At 70.1% G+C, this 14,854-nt stretch carries 15 protein-coding genes; 5 read left to right on the top strand and 10 right to left on the bottom strand.

All coding sequences use genetic code 11. From position 1 onward, the window contains the following. Positions 1-30 precede the first annotated feature (30 nt). Positions 31-1,689, top strand: a complete 1,659-nt coding sequence (locus Q7P21_RS13370) for a bifunctional diguanylate cyclase/phosphodiesterase (RefSeq protein WP_304168070.1) — start codon at positions 31-33, stop codon at positions 1,687-1,689. On the opposite strand, the gene Q7P21_RS13365 is transcribed toward Q7P21_RS13370, so the two are convergent. After that, positions 1,686-2,255 carry a YqgE/AlgH family protein gene (locus tag Q7P21_RS13365; RefSeq protein ID WP_304168073.1) on the bottom strand — a complete coding sequence of 190 codons (570 nt, stop codon included), beginning with the start codon at positions 2,253-2,255 and terminating at the stop codon, positions 1,686-1,688. The two genes, Q7P21_RS13370 and Q7P21_RS13365, sit on opposite strands and share 4 nt — an antisense overlap. Before the next feature lie 113 nt (positions 2,256-2,368). Between Q7P21_RS13365 and Q7P21_RS13360 the strand changes: the two genes are divergently transcribed. Continuing rightward, on the top strand, positions 2,369-2,851 hold the full coding sequence (locus Q7P21_RS13360) for a peroxiredoxin (RefSeq protein ID WP_304168076.1): 483 nt from the start codon (positions 2,369-2,371) through the stop codon (positions 2,849-2,851). A 3-nt stretch (positions 2,852-2,854) separates the two neighbouring features. On the opposite strand, the gene Q7P21_RS13355 is transcribed toward Q7P21_RS13360, so the two are convergent. After that, positions 2,855-3,451: a DNA-3-methyladenine glycosylase gene (locus Q7P21_RS13355; protein WP_304177451.1), complete on the bottom strand. Its 597-nt coding sequence runs from the start codon at positions 3,449-3,451 to the stop codon at positions 2,855-2,857. 14 nt (positions 3,452-3,465) lie between these two features. Here Q7P21_RS13355 and Q7P21_RS13350 point away from each other — a divergent pair, with 14 nt between their 5' ends. After that, positions 3,466-4,650, top strand: coding sequence for an amidohydrolase family protein (locus tag Q7P21_RS13350; RefSeq protein WP_304168080.1), 1,185 nt, complete (start codon positions 3,466-3,468; stop codon positions 4,648-4,650). Here the strand turns inward: Q7P21_RS13350 and Q7P21_RS13345 are convergent. Both Q7P21_RS13345 and Q7P21_RS13340 read right to left on the bottom strand, forming a co-directional pair. Next, complete coding sequence (locus Q7P21_RS13345) at positions 4,647-4,934, bottom strand: hypothetical protein (RefSeq protein ID WP_304168083.1); 288 nt, start codon at positions 4,932-4,934, stop codon at positions 4,647-4,649. The two genes, Q7P21_RS13350 and Q7P21_RS13345, sit on opposite strands and share 4 nt — an antisense overlap. Positions 4,935-5,350: 416 nt before the next feature. Further along, positions 5,351-6,061, bottom strand: a complete 711-nt coding sequence (locus Q7P21_RS13340; protein WP_304177449.1) for a thioredoxin family protein — start codon at positions 6,059-6,061, stop codon at positions 5,351-5,353. Between the two features lie 178 nt (positions 6,062-6,239). Between Q7P21_RS13340 and Q7P21_RS13335 the strand changes: the two genes are divergently transcribed. Then, positions 6,240-8,381, top strand: a complete 2,142-nt coding sequence (locus tag Q7P21_RS13335; RefSeq protein ID WP_304168089.1) for an ATP-binding protein — start codon at positions 6,240-6,242, stop codon at positions 8,379-8,381. Positions 8,382-8,387: 6 nt separating this feature from the next. Here Q7P21_RS13335 and Q7P21_RS13330 read toward each other — a convergent pair whose 3' ends face one another. The 3 genes from Q7P21_RS13330 to Q7P21_RS13320 are packed head-to-tail and all read right to left on the bottom strand — an operon-like array spanning position 8,388 to position 12,128. Continuing rightward, positions 8,388-10,127: an acyl-CoA dehydrogenase gene (locus Q7P21_RS13330; RefSeq protein WP_304168091.1), complete on the bottom strand. Its 1,740-nt coding sequence runs from the start codon at positions 10,125-10,127 to the stop codon at positions 8,388-8,390. A gap of 13 nt (positions 10,128-10,140) precedes the next feature. Continuing rightward, complete coding sequence (locus Q7P21_RS13325; protein ID WP_304177447.1) at positions 10,141-11,211, bottom strand: LLM class flavin-dependent oxidoreductase; 1,071 nt, start codon at positions 11,209-11,211, stop codon at positions 10,141-10,143. Next, entirely contained in the window at positions 11,208-12,128 is a 921-nt protein-coding gene (locus Q7P21_RS13320; protein WP_304168096.1) for an aldo/keto reductase family oxidoreductase, read from the bottom strand. The genes Q7P21_RS13325 and Q7P21_RS13320 overlap by 4 nt, the downstream gene beginning before the upstream one ends. A gap of 36 nt (positions 12,129-12,164) precedes the next feature. Here Q7P21_RS13320 and Q7P21_RS13315 point away from each other — a divergent pair, with 36 nt between their 5' ends. Next, positions 12,165-13,241, top strand: coding sequence for a Gfo/Idh/MocA family protein (locus Q7P21_RS13315; RefSeq protein WP_304177445.1), 1,077 nt, complete (start codon positions 12,165-12,167; stop codon positions 13,239-13,241). Here Q7P21_RS13315 and Q7P21_RS13310 read toward each other — a convergent pair. The 3 genes from Q7P21_RS13310 to Q7P21_RS20490 are packed head-to-tail and all read right to left on the bottom strand — an operon-like array spanning position 13,238 to position 14,851. Beyond that, positions 13,238-13,864, bottom strand: a complete 627-nt coding sequence (locus Q7P21_RS13310) for a 2-dehydro-3-deoxy-6-phosphogalactonate aldolase (RefSeq protein ID WP_304177443.1) — start codon at positions 13,862-13,864, stop codon at positions 13,238-13,240. The two genes, Q7P21_RS13315 and Q7P21_RS13310, sit on opposite strands and share 4 nt — an antisense overlap. Next, positions 13,861-14,763, bottom strand: a complete 903-nt coding sequence (locus tag Q7P21_RS13305; protein ID WP_304168105.1) for a 2-dehydro-3-deoxygalactonokinase — start codon at positions 14,761-14,763, stop codon at positions 13,861-13,863. The genes Q7P21_RS13310 and Q7P21_RS13305 overlap by 4 nt, the downstream gene beginning before the upstream one ends. 1 nt (position 14,764) lies before the next feature. Then, a complete protein-coding gene (locus Q7P21_RS20490) occupies positions 14,765-14,851 on the bottom strand; it encodes an SDR family oxidoreductase (protein WP_369695345.1) in 87 nt (28 codons plus the stop codon). Between the last annotated feature and the right edge of the window lie 3 nt (positions 14,852-14,854).

Genomic DNA, 14,854 nt, shown 5'->3' with positions numbered 1-14,854 from the left:
CGGCGGGTTGCGGCCGGAAGTCTTGAGGCGATGCCGAACGACCGTTGGATCTGGGACGCCACGACGACGCTGGAAGCGTTGGGCGCCGCGGACGTCGCCCTCTGGCTCTGGGAGCCGGAGCGTGACCGGCTGCGCGTCACCGGCGCCTCCCGCGCCCTGGGCCTTGGCCCGCTCGCCCCCGAATGCTCCTCGGCCGCCATGCGCGCGCTGGCGATGCCCCAGGACCGGGCCATGGCCGAGGACATCCTGCGCGTCCAACCCCCGGGCTGCGAGATCGCCGTGCGCCTGCGGATGCGCGGGGCGGGCACCTGCATCTGGCGGGGCGTCTGGCTGGAGGAGGGGGTGCGCGCCGCTGGCGTGGTCGCCCCGGAAACCAAGTTCGCCGCCTCCGACCAGGACAATCTGACCGGCCTGCTCGACCGCAAGAGCTTCGTCACCCGCGCCCGCGAGCGGCTGCAGAGCCCCGGGGCCCACGAGCTGGTGGTCGCCGACCTCGACCGCCTGCGCCGCCTCAACGAGGCGCTGGGCCATGAGCGCGCCGACCTGGTGCTGGCCGCCCTGGGCTCGCGCCTGGCCGCCGCCTTCCCGCCCGGCGTGCTGCTGGCCCGGGTCGGCGAGGATGAGTTCGCGGTCCTGGCCCCCATCGGCCGGGTCAGCGCCGCCGAGACCCTGCGCGCCGCGCTGGAGCAGCCGCTGCGGATCGCCGGCTTCGACATTCACCCGACGCTGTCCATCGGCGCCGTGGAGGCCCAGGGCGGCGAGGACGCGCCGGAGGCGGCGGAACTGCTGCGCCGCGCCGAACTGGCCGTGGAATCCGCCAAGAGCGGCGGACGCGGCGGGGCGGCGGCCTATGGCCGGACCATGGAAAGCGACGGCCTCTCGCGACTGGCCATGGAAAGCGACCTGCGCGGCGCCATCGGCCGTGGCGAGCTGACCGCCTATTACCAGCCCATCGTGCGGCTCTCGACCGGGGCGCTGTCCGGCTTCGAGGCCCTGGTCCGCTGGCGCCACCCGCGCCGGGGCCTGCTCAATCCCGACCAGTTCCTGCCGCTCTGCGAGGAGATGGGGCTGATGAGCGAACTGGGCGCCCTGATGATGCGCGAGGCCGCCCTGCAGCTGGCGACGTGGCGTCGCGATCACCGCGCGGCCGGCGAACTGACCGTGGCCGTCAACCTCTCCACCGGCGAGATCGATCGCCCGGACCTGGTGGCCGATGTCATGCGCATCCGGCGCGAGACCGGCCTGCCGCCCGGCGCGCTGAAGCTTGAGGTCACCGAGGGCGACGTCATGCGCGATCCGGATCGCGCGGCGATCATCCTGGGCAATCTGCGCGAGGCGGGGGCGGCGCTAGCGCTCGACGACTTCGGCACCGGCTTCTCGTCGCTCAGCTATCTGACCCGGCTGCCCTTCGACACCCTCAAGATCGACCGCTATTTCGTGCGCACCATGGCCACCAATGAGGGCTCGGCCAAGATCGTCTCCTCCGTGGTCAAGCTCGGCCAGGACCTCGCGCTGGAAGTAGTGGCCGAGGGCGTCGAGAACGCCGGCATGGCCCGCCAGCTGCTTTCGCTCGGCTGCGACTATGGCCAGGGCTTCGGCTACGCCCCGGCGCTCTCGCCCCAGGAGGCAGAGGTCTATCTCAACGAAAGCTATGTGGACGGCGCCGCGCCCGTGAAGGCCCGGGGCTAGGCCCGACCCGCCGTCGCGCTCAGCAGGCCGGCGTCGACGCCCAGCTTGGCCAGGGCCTTGTTCCACTTGCGGCCATGGTCGTCGCCGAACAGCAAGCCCTCGTCGGAGGCGCAGGTCAGCCAGACGTTCTCGCGGATCTCACGCTCCAGCTGCCCTGCGCCCCAGCCGGAATAGCCCAGCGCCAGGATCGAGCGTCGCGGGGGCGGGATCTGGCCGGCCATGGCCTCCAGGGCCTCGCGGGTGGCGGTGAGCGCCACGCCGTCCTCGATGGTCACCGTGCCCTCGGCCGACTGGTAGTCGTCGGTGTGCAGGACGAAGCCCCGCTCGCGCTGCACGGGCCCGCCCATCAGCACCAGGTGCTCCGGCACCGCGATGGCGGCGGTGATGTCCAGCCGTTGCAACAGGTCCGGCACGGTCAGGCCCTCGACCGGGCGATTGACCGCCAGGCCCACGGCATGGGTCTCATCATGGATGCAGACATAGATCAGGGCGCGTTCGAACCGCGCGTCGCCGATGCCGGGCATGGCGATCAACAGCTGGCCGGTGAGGAAGCCCGTGTCGTCCATGCCCCTAGAATTGTCCCTCGATATGACCCTTTCAAGTCCAGGGCGGCCGATTGGGCGTTGAAGCTTCGCCCAGCGCTGTTATCTGGGCAGGAACAACCCACCGGAGAGACGCCATGACCATCAAGGTCGGAGATAAGCTGCCCGCCCTCACCCTCACGGCCGGCACGTCTGAGGGCCCGCGCCCGATGTCGGTCGATGACATCTTCAAGGGCAAGACCGTCGCCCTGTTCGCCGTGCCCGGCGCCTTCACCCCGACCTGCTCGGCCAAGCACGTGCCCGGCTACATGGAGCTGGCCGACCAGATCAAGGGCAAGGGCGTCGACACCATTGCGTGCCTGTCCGTCAACGACGCTTTCGTCATGAAGGCCTGGGGCGCGGACCAGAAGGTCGGCGAGACCATTCTGATGCTGGCCGACGGCTCGGGCGACTTCACCAAGGCCGTGGGCCTGGAGATGGACGCCTCGAAGTTCGGCATGGGCCAGCGCTCGCAGCGCTATTCCATGATCGTCAAGGACGGCGTGGTCACCGAGCTCAATGTCGAGGCCCCCGGCGAGTTCAAGGTCTCGGCCGCCGACTACCTGCTGGCCCAGCTCTAGGACCTAGGCTTTCGGGAATGGCCGGCTCAGGAATTTCGAGCCGGCCAGACCGAAGCGCCAGGGGGTCTCGACCCCCTTGGTGAGGCCGATGCGCGGCCCTGCGACGATCTTCGGATCCTGCATCGCGGGCCCCAGCTCGAAGGGCGGTCTGTCGAGCGGCAGGCTGTCATGTTCGCGGGTGACGGCCAGGGCCTGGCACAGGCGGCCGGGGCCGGCGCAGAGCAGGCGCAGGGCCTGAGTCCCACGCCGTTGCCGCATGATCTCCACGCCCGCCGTCGGCTCCAGGGCGCGGATCAGCACCGCGTCGCCTGGCGTCTCGCCGCAGACGAAGTTCAGACACCAGTGCAGGCCATAGGACCGGTAGACATAGGCCCGGCCTATGGGGCCGAACATGGCCGCGTTGCGCGGCGTCTGACCGTAATAGGCGTGGCTGGCCGGATCCTCGTGATGATAGGCCTCGGTCTCCACGATGGCGCCGCCGACCCCGCCCACGGTGACGGTCATGCCGATCAGGTCGCGGGCGACCAGCGCCGGATGGCGCGCGAACAGCTTGACGCCAGGTCCGCTTGGGTCCGAACTGACGGAAAGATCAGAACACATCGGGGAAGAACGCCATGGCTTATGTTGAAGGTCAGACCATCCATGACGCCGACAGTCATGTGATGGAGCTTCCGGGGGCCATCATCCCCTATGTCGAGGCCAGCCGCCGCGACGAATTCATGGCCAAGACCGCAGCCAAGAACACCCTGGTCGAATGGTCGGCCAAGGCCCAGGCCCTGCACGACGATCCGGAGTTCCGCGCCGGGGACGAGGCCAATCTGCTGCTGCGCAAGAACTTCCAGGCCATGGGCTCGTTCCGTAACGCCGACCGGCCCAAGGCGCTGGACCTGCTGGGCTTCACCAGCCAGCTGGTCTTCACCACTGCGGCGCTCGGCAATTACGGCCTGGAGGAGATGGGCGAGGTCGAACTCGCCGTCGCCGGCGCGCGCGCCCACAACCGGATGATGACCGACTTCTGCTCGGTGGACCGCCGCCTGTTGCCCACCGGCTATGTCACCCTGGTGGATCTGGACCGCGCGGCCGACATCGCGCGCGAGGCCATCGAACTGGGCTGCAAGGGGCTGATCATCCCCTCGCGCCACCCGCCGCGCCATTCCCCCAGCCATGTGGCCCTGGACCCGGTCTGGGCCATGGCCCAGGAGGCGGGGATCCCGATCCTGTTCCACGTCGGCGGCGAGGAGAAGATGCACGAGGCCTATTTCGACAACGGCGGGCCCCGGGTGCTCGACTTCCACGGCGGGGCGGAGAACTTCACCTCGACCAGCTTCATGACCATCCCGATCTCGATCTGGCAGACCCTGTCGGTGCTGGTGATCGACGGCGTTTTCGACCGGTTCCCCCGTTTGAAGTGGGGCGCGATCGAGCTGGGCGCCTCCTGGCTCCCCAGCCTGATGCGGTTCATGGATTCCGGCGCGGCGGCCTTCGGCAAGGAGGAGCGGCTGCAGAAGTTGTCGGCGAAGCCCAGCGAGATCCTGCGCCGCCAGTTCCGGGTGACCCCCTATCCGCACGAGGACACCGCCTGGATCATCGCCAATTCGGGCGAGGAGATGTGCCTGTTCTCCTCCGACTTCCCGCATGTGGAAGGCGGCCGCAATCCGCTGAAGCGCTTCAACGACGCCCTGGAAGGGGTGAGCGAGCGGGTCCAGCGCCGCTTCTACCGCGACAACTTCATCGACCTGATGGGCGCGGGCCTGGACGCCAGCCTGCACGACCACCCGGCGTTGGTGGCGGCCGCCTAGGAGGTCGCGCGCCGGGCGTCGAGGTCGATGCGCCAGAGCGCCAGCGCCACGCCCCAGGCGATAATCACCGGTCCGCCGATAAGGAGAATCGAGCTCAGACGCTCGACGCCTCCTGGTGGCGCGCTTAGCGCTATGGCGGCCCAGATGGCGCACCACATCGCGGTCGCCACCGCCATACAGGTAAGGTTCCGCCGCCAACCTGCCAGCTCAGTGCCGGCATAGGCGAAGGCGTACACGAAGCCCGCCAACAGGGCGAAAAATGCCAATTCCCAGGCAAGCGCCATGGGTTCGCCTCGCCCTGTGGTTGAGAGAACGGAGCGGGCGTCAGGCCCTCCGACCATGAACGGCAGCGCTGCGGCGGGCAGCGCGCAGGCCATCCAAATCATGCGGACTCGGTCCCGTTCGGAGAGCCGGACCCAGAGGGCCACCAGGAGCCGCCACGCCAGGACCGCGCCAGCTAGCACCAGCAGGGGAGGGCCAACAGAACTCAGCAGCTCTGGAACGCCGCGCCGGCCGCCGCTTTTCAGTGCGGGCCAAAGTCTTGGCCAGAGATACCAATAGAAAAAGTACCCCACCCAAAACAGCTGAGAGCTCCCGAGGATCAGGGACCTCCACCAGGCGCGGCGCCTCAACTTTGGCTCATCCGTCATGCTCGGCAAGGTGGCATAGGCTGTGGGCGCCGTCACCTGCCGCGGCGCCTCTACCCCCGCCCCGCCGCCAGGATCGGGCCGCCGGGGCCGGACTGGATGAGGATCGCCGTGCTCAGGGCGGTGTTGGCGGCGGCGGGCAGGCGGTAGGTCGCCTTGCCGCCCGTGAACTCTCCCAGCCTGGTCAGTTCGCGGACCACGTGGGTGAGCGGCAGGGTCTTGCCGCCGTTCTCGCCGCGCTTGACCGGCACCCGCACCACCTGGGGCTCATAGCGCACCAGCCAGACCTGGGCGGGGCGGGCCAGCGGCTGGGCGGCGGCCACGGAGACCGACGCCTGGGCGGCGGAGATCTGGACCGTTGGCCCCGGCGCGGCGGGGGCCTTGCGTAGGGCCCCCTCGATCTCGCCCAGGGTGGTTCCCACCACGTCGGTACGGCCATTGACCACCACCTGCGGCGTCCAGACCTGATCGTGGCGAAGCCCGCGGGCATAGTCCCACTGGCGCGCCGTGAAGGCCTTCTGGGCGAAGGTGTCCTTCCAGCCGAGATCGTCCCAGTAGGTGACCCCGAAGCTGAGGGCCAGGATGTCCGGCCGCGCCGCCAGGGTCGCCAGATTGGCGTCGGCGGGCGGGCAGGAGGAGCAGCCCTGGCTGGTGAACAGCTCGACCACTGTCAGCGGTCGGCCCTGGGCCTGGGCCACACTGGCCATGCCGCCAGAAAGGCCCAACGCCGCGATCATCGCCGCAGCCGTGATGCGTAGGCTCATCGATCCGTCTCCTGTCGCGCCCGGGCGAAGCCACCCGACCCAGCTGAATACGGTGGCCGGGCCCCCAAGGTTACGGGACACGCCCATGCTGCGTAGCAATATGCCGCACCCCCGGGTTAGCAATCCTCTGAGGCGCCTTGGGGCAAATCGGCGGATCGAAAGCCATCCAGAGGAGCTCATGACCCTAGGCCCGGCGCCCACAGCCCCGACCCCGCCCGCCCGCGCGCCGCTCGGCGTGATGTTGGACGAGGCGGCCCTGTTGGTGAACCGCGTCACCGGGTCGAAGCTGATGCTGGATCTGTTCGCAGCGGGGTTGTCCTTGCTGCTGCTGCCGGCCCGGATCGTGGGCGCCTGGCTGGTGGTCGGCCTGATCATCGAGGCCTGGCTGTGGTTGTCGGCCCGCCGGCAGGCGCTGGGCCGCAAGGTCGGCGCCTTGCGGCGCGCCAGCTTCGTGGCCAGCTTCGCCCTCAACAATCTGTGGTGGCTGGCGATCGGGGTGCTGTTCTGGAACGCCGGCACGCTCGCCGGCCAGGCCACGGCCCTGGTGGTGGCGCTGAGCGTCGTCGCCCTGGCCGCCTGCCTGATCTACAGCTCGCCCGTGGTGTTCATGGTCGCCGGCGCCGCCCCGGCCATCGGCGCCATGGCCATGATCAGCCTGAGGGACGGCCACGGCCTGACGGAGCTGGCGCCGATCTGGGCGGCCTCCAGCCTCAGCCTGATCTTCGCCTTCAGCCGGGCCAGGGAGACCCCCTCGGCCCAGGCCGCCCAGCGGCAGCTGAAGGAGAGCCTCGACCAGTATCGGATGCTGGCCGACAACGTCACCGACGTGATCGCCCGCACCGACATGGAGGGACGCCACATCTATCTTTCGCCATCGTGCCACGCGGTCCTGGGCTTCGCGCCGGAAGATCTGCTGGGCAAGCTGGTCGACGACATCGTCGCGCCCGAGTCGGTGCCGGAGGTCGACGCCGCCGTCGCGCGGATGAACGCCAATCCCGGCGAGCCTCAGGTCTTCACCGTGCGCTTTCAGCACCGGGACGGCCGCTGGCTCTGGCTGCAGACCCACGCCAAGCTGCTGGTCGAGGATGGCGTTCCCGTGGGCGTCGTCCATGTCAGCCGCGATATCACGGCCCAGGTCGCCACCGAGCAGGCCCTGCAGGAAGCCAAGGTCGAGGCCGAGGCCGCCAATCGGGCCAAGGCCGAGTTCCTGGCCAATATCAGCCACGAAATCCGCACCCCGATGAACGGGGTGCTCGGCGCCCTGCATCTGCTGGACGCCGAGCCGATCTCGGCCGAGGGGCGCGAGCTGATGCGCCGGGCCAATGACGGCGGACGCATGCTGTCCCAGCTGCTCAACGACGTGCTGGACTTCTCCAAGATCGAGGCCGGCCAGCTCGACCTGGCGCCGGAGCCGATGAGCGCCGTGGCCGCGCTTGAGGCGGTCATGGGCCTGCTGGAGCCAGAGGCCCGGGCCAAGGGCCTGGATTTCCGTGCTGAGATCCAGGGCGAGGACCTGTGGATCGAGGCCGATCCCCTGCGCCTGCGCCAGGCGATGTTCAATCTGCTGGGCAACGCCATCAAGTTCACCGCGCGGGGCGGGGTCACGGCCCGGCTCAGTGTTCGCGCCATCTCCGACGGGACCCGTTGCGTCCGGCTCGAGGTCCAGGACAGCGGCATCGGCATCGCCCCCGCCGTCCAGGCCCGGCTGTTCGAGCGGTTCCGCCAGGCCGAGAGCTCCACCGCCCGCCGCTTTGGGGGCACCGGTCTTGGGCTGTCGATCAGCCGCGCCCTGGTGGAGATGATGGGCGGCCATATCGGCCTCAACAGCCGCGAGGGCCGGGGCTCGACCTTCTGGTTCGACATCGTGGCCCCGGGCGCCCGGCCGGTGGTCGCCGCCGATGGCGACGACCAGGTGCTGCAGGGCTTGCAGGTGCTGCTGGTCGAGGACAACGCCACCAACCGCCTGGTCGCCGGCACCCTGCTGCGCCGCCTGGGCGCCGAGGTGGCCGAGGCCGAGGACGGGGTGATCGGGGTCCAGGCCGCCCGGTCGCGGACCTTCGACCTGATCCTGATGGACGTGCAGATGCCGCATATGGACGGCGTCGAGGCCACCCGGGCGATCCGGGGCCTGGCGGGAGACGCCGCTCAGGTCCCGATCATCGGCCTGACCGCCAATGTCATGGTCCACCAGAAGGCCGCCTACATGGCGGCCGGCATGAACGGCGTCGTCGCCAAGCCGATCTCCGCCGCCGCCCTGCTCACCGAGATCGGCCGGCTGCTGTCGCAGGCCGAGGATGGGCCGGAGGCGATGGCGGGTTAGGGGGCTCTAGCTCCCCAACACCTCGGCCGAGAGGCTCTCCAGGTCCGCGCCGCCGTCCATGACGCCATCAGCGAGGCCAGGCGCCTGGGCCAGGACCTGGCCGGCATAGACGCGCGCCAGCGTCGCCTTGCTCTTCGCCCAGTCGTCCTCGCCGCCTGAGACGGCCAGGGCCTGGCGGCCCAGCATCCAGCCGCCGATCACGTCCCCGGCCAGTTTCAGATAAGGGGTGGCGCCGGAAAGCGCGTCGGCGCCCTTGTGGGCCAGCATCCAGTCCGTGGCCCGCTCCAGGGCCGCGACGCCCGCGTCCAGCCGCGCGCCGACGCTTTCCAGCCCCGCCGCGCCCTTCAGCACCTGGGCGGTCTCGTTCATCTCGGCGCACAGGGCGTCCATGATCGCCCCGTCCTGCATGGCGAGCTTGCGGCCGGCCAGGTCGATGGCCTGGACGCCATTGGTGCCCTCATAGATCGGGGCGATGCGGGCGTCGCGATAGTGCTGGGCCGCGCCGGTCTCCTCGATGAAGCCCATGCCGCCGTGCACCTGGACGCCCAGTGACGCGACCTCGACGCCCACATCGGTGGACCAGGCCTTGGCGATCGGGGTGAACAGCTCCTGGCGGGCCTTGGCGACGGCGCGCTCGGCCTCGGTGGGGGCCAGGCGGGCCAGGTCGGCCAGTACGCCGGTGGTGATGCAGATGGCCCGCGCAGCCTCGATCTTGGCCTTCATCAGGGTCAGCATGCGGCGCACGTCCGGATGGCCGAAGATGCCGTCTCCGCCCCAGGCGGTGCGGCCCTGCTTGCGCTCCTGGGCGAAGGCCAGGGCCTGCTGGAAGGCCCGCTCGGCGATGGCCACCCCCTGCACGCCGACCTGCAGCCGCGCGGCGTTCATCATCACGAACATATGGGCCAGGCCATTATTGACCTCGCCGACCAGCTCGGCCTTGGCGCCCTCGAACAGCATGACGCAGGTGGGCGACCCGTGGATGCCCAGCTTGTGTTCGATGGAGCCGGGACGCAGGTCGTTGGGGTCGCCGAGCTTTCCCTGGTCGTCGACCAGCCGCTTGGTGGCCAGGAACAGGCTGATGCCCTTCACGCCCGGAGGGGCGTCGGGCAGGCGGGCCAGCACCAGATGGCAGATGTTGTCGGCGGCGTCGTGGTCGCCCCAGGTGATGAAGATCTTCTGGCCGTGCAGCAGATAGCCGCCCTGGCCGTCCGGCTCGGCCCGCGTGGTGACGGCGGCCAGGTCCGTGCCGGCCTGGGGCTCGGTGAGGTTCATGGTCCCGGTCCATTCCCCGGAGACCAGCTTGGGCAGGATCAGGGCCTTCTGGCGCGCGGTGCCATGCAGAGTCAGGGCCTCGATGGCGCCCTGGGTCAGCATGGGGCAGAGGCCGAACGCCATGTTGGCGGCGTGGGTCATCTCGAACACCGCCAGCTCCATGGCCTTGGTCAGGCCCTGGCCGCCATGTTCCGGATCGGCCGACAGCGAGTTCCAGCCCTGGGCCACGAAGGCCTGATAGGCCGCCGCAAAGCCCGGCGCGGCGGTGACCTTGCCATTGGCGTATTTGGCGCCGATCTGGTCGCCGCCCCGGTTCAGGGGGGCGAGCTCGCTCTCGCAGAAGGCGCCGGCCGCCTCCAGCACGGCGGCGACGGTGTCCTCGTCCAGATCGGTGAAGGCGTGGCCGATCAGGGCCGGATGACCGGCGGTCTGAAGGGCCAAGGCCAGGCTGCGAAGCGGAGCGCGATAGGTCATGGGGCGGACTTCATCAGGCGATGTTGAGTGGGGCGTGGTCCAGCCGGGGCAGGACGTGGCGGGCGAAGAGATCGGCCTCGGCGGCGTGCGGATAGCCGGACAGCACGAAGGCGTCCATGCCCAGCGCACGATAGGCGTTGAGCTTGGCCAGAACCTGGTCGGGGTCCCCGACAATGGCGGCGCCGCAGCCGGAACGGGCCCGACCGATGCCGGTCCACAGATTGTCCTCGGCATAGCCGTCGTGGCCGGCGCCGGCGCGCAGTTCGGCCTGGCGGCGGACGCCGTAGGAGGTTGAATCCAGCGAGCGGTTGCGGATCGCCTCGCCCTCGGCGTCATCAAGCTTGGAGAGCAGTCGGCTGGCGGCGTCGCGGGCCTCGGCCTCGGTCTCGCGGACCACCACATGGACCCGGTAGCCGAACTTCAGCTCCCGGCCATGCCGGGTCGCCCGGGCGCGCATGTCGTTCACGATCTCGGTCACCGCCGGCAGGGTGTCGGGCCACATCAGATAGACATCGGCCGCCCGGGCGGCGGCCTCGCGGGCGTCCTCCGACAGGCCGCCGAAATAGAGCGGCACGCGGCGCTTCAGCGTCTTGGAAATGCGCGGGGCGTCGAGCTTGAATTTGTAGAACTCGCCCTGGAAATCCACCGCCTCGCCGGACAGGAACAGGTTCAGCAGCTGCATGATCTCGACGGTGCGCTGGTAGCGCGGGGCCGAGGCCAGGGTCTCGCCAGGCATGTCGGAGGAGATGATGTTCACGGTCAGGCGGCCGCCCATGATCTGGTCCAGGGTGGCGATCTGACGGGCCAGCTGCGGCGGCCACATCTCGCCGCAGCGGACGGCCAGCAACAGCTTCATGCGCTTCAGCATCGGGGCGATGGCGGCGCAGAAGGCGGTGGAGTCGATGCCCAGGGCGTAGCCGGAGGGCAGCAGTAGATTGTCATAGCCCCCGGCCTCGGCGGTGAGCGCGATGTTGCGGCAGTGCTCGAAGCTCGACTGCAGTCTGGGGTCCGGGGCGCCCAGGAACTCATAGTCGTCATCGCAGAGCGCGCTGAACCAGGCGACTTCGCAAGGATTGAGGGTCATGGCAGGGGCGCTCCTCTGCCGGCGGTCAGCACGGCGTACCACTCGGCGCGGGTGAAGCTGACCTTCAGGGCGTCGGCGGCTTCCCTGATCCTGTCAGGGCGTTGCGAGCCGACGATCGGGATGGCGCCGGACGGGTGGGCCATGATCCAGGCATAGGCGGCGGCGGTGACCGAGACCTCGGCGCGCGCGGCCGCCTTGGCCAGTTCGCCAGCTACGGCGACGGCCTTGGGCTCCTTGGGATCGGCCAACCGGCCCTGGGCCAGGGGCGACCAGGCCAGCACCGCGAAGCCCCGTTCCAGAGCCTGGTCCAGCACCCCGTCATAGAGACCGTCGATGGCCAGAGCCGAGAACTCCGGCTGGATGGAGGCCAGCGGGAAGGGCAGGTGGGCCGCCAGGGCGGCGGTCTGGGCGGCGGTGTGGTTGGACACCCCGAACTCGGCGACCTTGCCCTGGGCCTTCAGAGTCTCGAAGGTCCGGGCGATCTCGGCCGGATGGGCCAGGTGGTCGGGGCGGTGAATTTGCCACAGATCGATCCGCTCGACCCCCAGGCGCTTCAGCGAGGCCTCGACCGCAGAGACCAGATAGGCCGGGCTGGAATTGTAGGGGACGCCCATCTCGATGCCGCCCTTGGTGGCCAGGACGAAGCGGTCGCGCAAGGCAGGCGCCTCGGCCAGCACCCGACCCAGCAGAGCCTCTGCGGCGCCGAACGGCTCGCCATTGTCGGGGCCGTAGATGTCGGCCGTGTCCAGCAGGTCGAAGCCGGTCTCCAGCGCCGTCTCCACCAGGGTCCGGGCGGCTTTGACGTCCGAGCCCTTGAAACGCCACATGCCCCAGGCGATGGGGGCGACGGTGAGGCCGCCCTTGCCGAGCGCGCGGCGCGCATGCGACAGGCCTGACGAGGTGGCGGTAGGGGTCAAGAACACCCTCCGAGCTGGAATTGAGGGGACGCGATCATGGACAAGCTGCGGTTCGGCATCGTTGGCGTTGGAATGATGGGTCGCGAGCACATCCGCAACCTGAAACTCCACCCCGAGGCGGAGATCGTTGCATTACAGGACCCGGTCCCGGAGTGCCTCGAAAGGGGTGTCAAACAGCTGGGCCGGCCGGTCGCGACCTATGCCGAAATCCCGGCCATGCTCGCCGAGGCTGAGCTGGACTGCGTGCTGGTGGTTTCGCCCAACTACACCCATCGCGCGGTGCTGGAGCCGCTGTTCGCGGCGGGGCTGAACATCCTGTGCGAGAAGCCGCTCTGCACCACGATCGCCGACGCGCGCTGGGCCGCCGAGCAGGCCAAGGTCCACGCGGCCGTGTTCTGGACCGGCATGGAGTATCGCTTCATGCCGCCGGCCGCGCGCTTCATTGCGGCGATCGAGGGCGGCGAGGTCGGCCGGCTGGTGCAGCTGTCGATCCGCGAACACCGCTTTCCCTTCCTGCAGAAGGTCGGCGACTGGAACCGCTTCTCGCGCAACACCGGCGGCACCATGGTCGAGAAGTGCTGCCACTTCTTCGACCTCATGCGGCTGATCGTGAAGGCCGAGCCGGTGCGGGTGTTCTGTTCCGGCGCCATGGACGTCAACCACCTGGATGAGCGCTATGACGGCCAGGTCCCCGACATCATCGACAACAGCTTCACGGTGGTCGATTTCGCCAATGGGGTCCGCGCGCTCCTGGACCTCAACATGTTCGCAGAGGGCTCGGAGGAGCAGGAGGCCCTGACGGCGGTGGGCGACCAGGCCAAGCTCGAGGCCTTCATCCCCTCCGGCGACCTCGTGCATTCGCCCCGCGTGCCGCTCGGCCAGCCCAAGCGGCCGGTCCGCACCCATGTGGCCGTCGACCCGACCATACTGGCGGCGGGCACCCACCACGGCTCGACCTATTACCAGATCGAGGCCTTCATCGACGCCGTGCGCGGCCGGGCCCCGGTGCAGGTCACCGCCCAGGACGGCCTGATGGCCGTTGCCATCGGCGTCGCCGCCGAGACCAGCGCGCGGGAGAAGCGCGTGGTCGAGATGTCGGAACTGGGCTTCTAGTCCTTCAGCTCAAGCGTGGCGGCCACGGCGCGGGCGGCCTTCTCGGCGGTGACGGCCGGGCTCTGGCCGGCCTTGTAGAGCTCCGAGCCCAGGCCGAAGCCCTCGGCGCCGGCCGTCCACCAGTCCAGCATATTGTCGGGGCCGACCCCGCCGACGGCGAGCACCGCGACATCGTCGGGCAGCACGGCGCGCAGCTGGCGCAGGTGGCCGGGTCCATAGGTCGAGGCCGGGAACAGCTTCAGGTGACGGGCGCCGGCGGCGATGGCGGCGAAGGCCTCGGTGGCGGTGGCGAAGCCGGGGGCGGAGGCCAGGCCCAGCTCTACCGTGCGCTGGATCACCGAGGCGTCCGTGTCCGGAGAGACGATCAGCCGCCCGCCCGCCTGGGCCACGGCGTCGACCTGGCCGGGGGCCAGCACCGTACCCGCCCCGCAGATGGCGCGATCGGAAAAGGCCGCCGCCAGCCGGGCGATGCTGATCAGCGGATCGGGGGAATTCAGCGGAACCTCAATGGCCCGCACCCCGGCGGCATAGAGGATCTCGGCGTGCTCCAGCACTTCGTCGGGGGTCACCCCGCGCAGGATCGCGACCAGCGGACAGGCCGCCAGGGCCTCGGCGAAGTTCATATGAGGCCTCCCATGCGGGCGAGGGCGAAGAGGCCGGCGCGGACGGCCGGCTCCCCCTCATGACGTGTGACCGCCACGCCCCGCCGGTCAAGGGCGCGGGCGTACCGGTCGCAAAGCGCGGCGTCCCCGACCAGGGCGACGGGCGCGCCCTCCAGGCCCAGCAGGCGCGGCGTCGCCGCGACCTCGGCCCCGATCAACAGGCCGGACAGATAGTCGGCCGTGCTCTCCTGAGAAGCGCCCTGGCCGGCCACCCTGGACCGCGCGGTGTAGAGCCGGTTTACCAGGCCGTCGCCGTCGGCGGCCGCCTCCAGCCCCTGGTCGAACACCGCCAGATCGTTGCCCTGGCCGGAGCTGCGCAGGATCGAATGGGCGCTCAGCACCGCATAGAGCTCGCCGGTGAAGGCGCTGAGGAAGCGGGTCACCCGACCGTCCTCGACCACCAGCCACTTGCCGTGGGTGCCGGGCTGGCAGACCAGATGCCGCCCCCGCTGGCGCGCGGGGTCGAGGGCCAGCCAGCCGAACACCAGGGTCTCCTCGCCGCGCAGCACGTCGCAGGCCTCGCCCAGTCCCTGGCAGCGCAGGCCGGGGGCGATCCAGGTGCGGTCGGCGACCTGGAGCAGGCCGGCGCCCACCGCCTCCAGCCGGGCCGGGCAGTCGACGTAAGGAACCGTCCGCCAGCCAATGTTCGACCCCACGCCGCCGCAGAGTATGGCGGGCAGGCGCTCCGCGCTCAGGGCCGGCCGCACCGCGTCGCGGAACTTGGCCTCGGCCTCGCCCGGGGCGATGAGGTTGACGCCGAACGGGAAGTCGCGCCGGTCCACGACCGCGCCGCCGGCGTCCAGGGTCCAGGCGCGCAGGTGGGTCGAGCCCCAGTCGCAGGCGATGAGGGCGGCGCTCACCTTAGGTCCGCCCCCCGTCGATCACATGGTTCTGGCCGGTGATGGCGCGGGCCTGGTCGGAGGCCAGGAACAGGGCGAGATCGGCGATGTC

This window comes from Phenylobacterium aquaticum, assembly GCF_947378715.1.
Taxonomy (GTDB): domain Bacteria; phylum Pseudomonadota; class Alphaproteobacteria; order Caulobacterales; family Caulobacteraceae; genus Phenylobacterium; species Phenylobacterium aquaticum_A.
Note: the sequence above shows the minus strand (reverse complement) of the source record. Positions and strands in the feature narration are given on the sequence as shown.

Excerpts from the sequence above, each read along its gene's own strand:
- Q7P21_RS13370 (WP_304168070.1), top strand. The coding sequence starts at position 31 with ATGCCGAACGACCGTTGGATCTGGGACGCCACGACGACGCTGGAAGCG.
- Q7P21_RS13365 (WP_304168073.1), bottom strand. The coding sequence starts at position 2,255 with ATGGACGACACGGGCTTCCTCACCGGCCAGCTGTTGATCGCCATGCCC.
- Q7P21_RS13360 (WP_304168076.1), top strand. The coding sequence starts at position 2,369 with ATGACCATCAAGGTCGGAGATAAGCTGCCCGCCCTCACCCTCACGGCC.
- Q7P21_RS13355 (WP_304177451.1), bottom strand. The coding sequence starts at position 3,451 with ATGTGTTCTGATCTTTCCGTCAGTTCGGACCCAAGCGGACCTGGCGTC.
- Q7P21_RS13350 (WP_304168080.1), top strand. The coding sequence starts at position 3,466 with ATGGCTTATGTTGAAGGTCAGACCATCCATGACGCCGACAGTCATGTG.
- Q7P21_RS13345 (WP_304168083.1), bottom strand. The coding sequence starts at position 4,934 with ATGGCGCTTGCCTGGGAATTGGCATTTTTCGCCCTGTTGGCGGGCTTC.
- Q7P21_RS13340 (WP_304177449.1), bottom strand. The coding sequence starts at position 6,061 with ATGAGCCTACGCATCACGGCTGCGGCGATGATCGCGGCGTTGGGCCTT.
- Q7P21_RS13335 (WP_304168089.1), top strand. The coding sequence starts at position 6,240 with ATGACCCTAGGCCCGGCGCCCACAGCCCCGACCCCGCCCGCCCGCGCG.
- Q7P21_RS13330 (WP_304168091.1), bottom strand. The coding sequence starts at position 10,127 with ATGACCTATCGCGCTCCGCTTCGCAGCCTGGCCTTGGCCCTTCAGACC.
- Q7P21_RS13325 (WP_304177447.1), bottom strand. The coding sequence starts at position 11,211 with ATGACCCTCAATCCTTGCGAAGTCGCCTGGTTCAGCGCGCTCTGCGAT.
- Q7P21_RS13315 (WP_304177445.1), top strand. The coding sequence starts at position 12,165 with ATGGACAAGCTGCGGTTCGGCATCGTTGGCGTTGGAATGATGGGTCGC.
- Q7P21_RS13310 (WP_304177443.1), bottom strand. The coding sequence starts at position 13,864 with ATGAACTTCGCCGAGGCCCTGGCGGCCTGTCCGCTGGTCGCGATCCTG.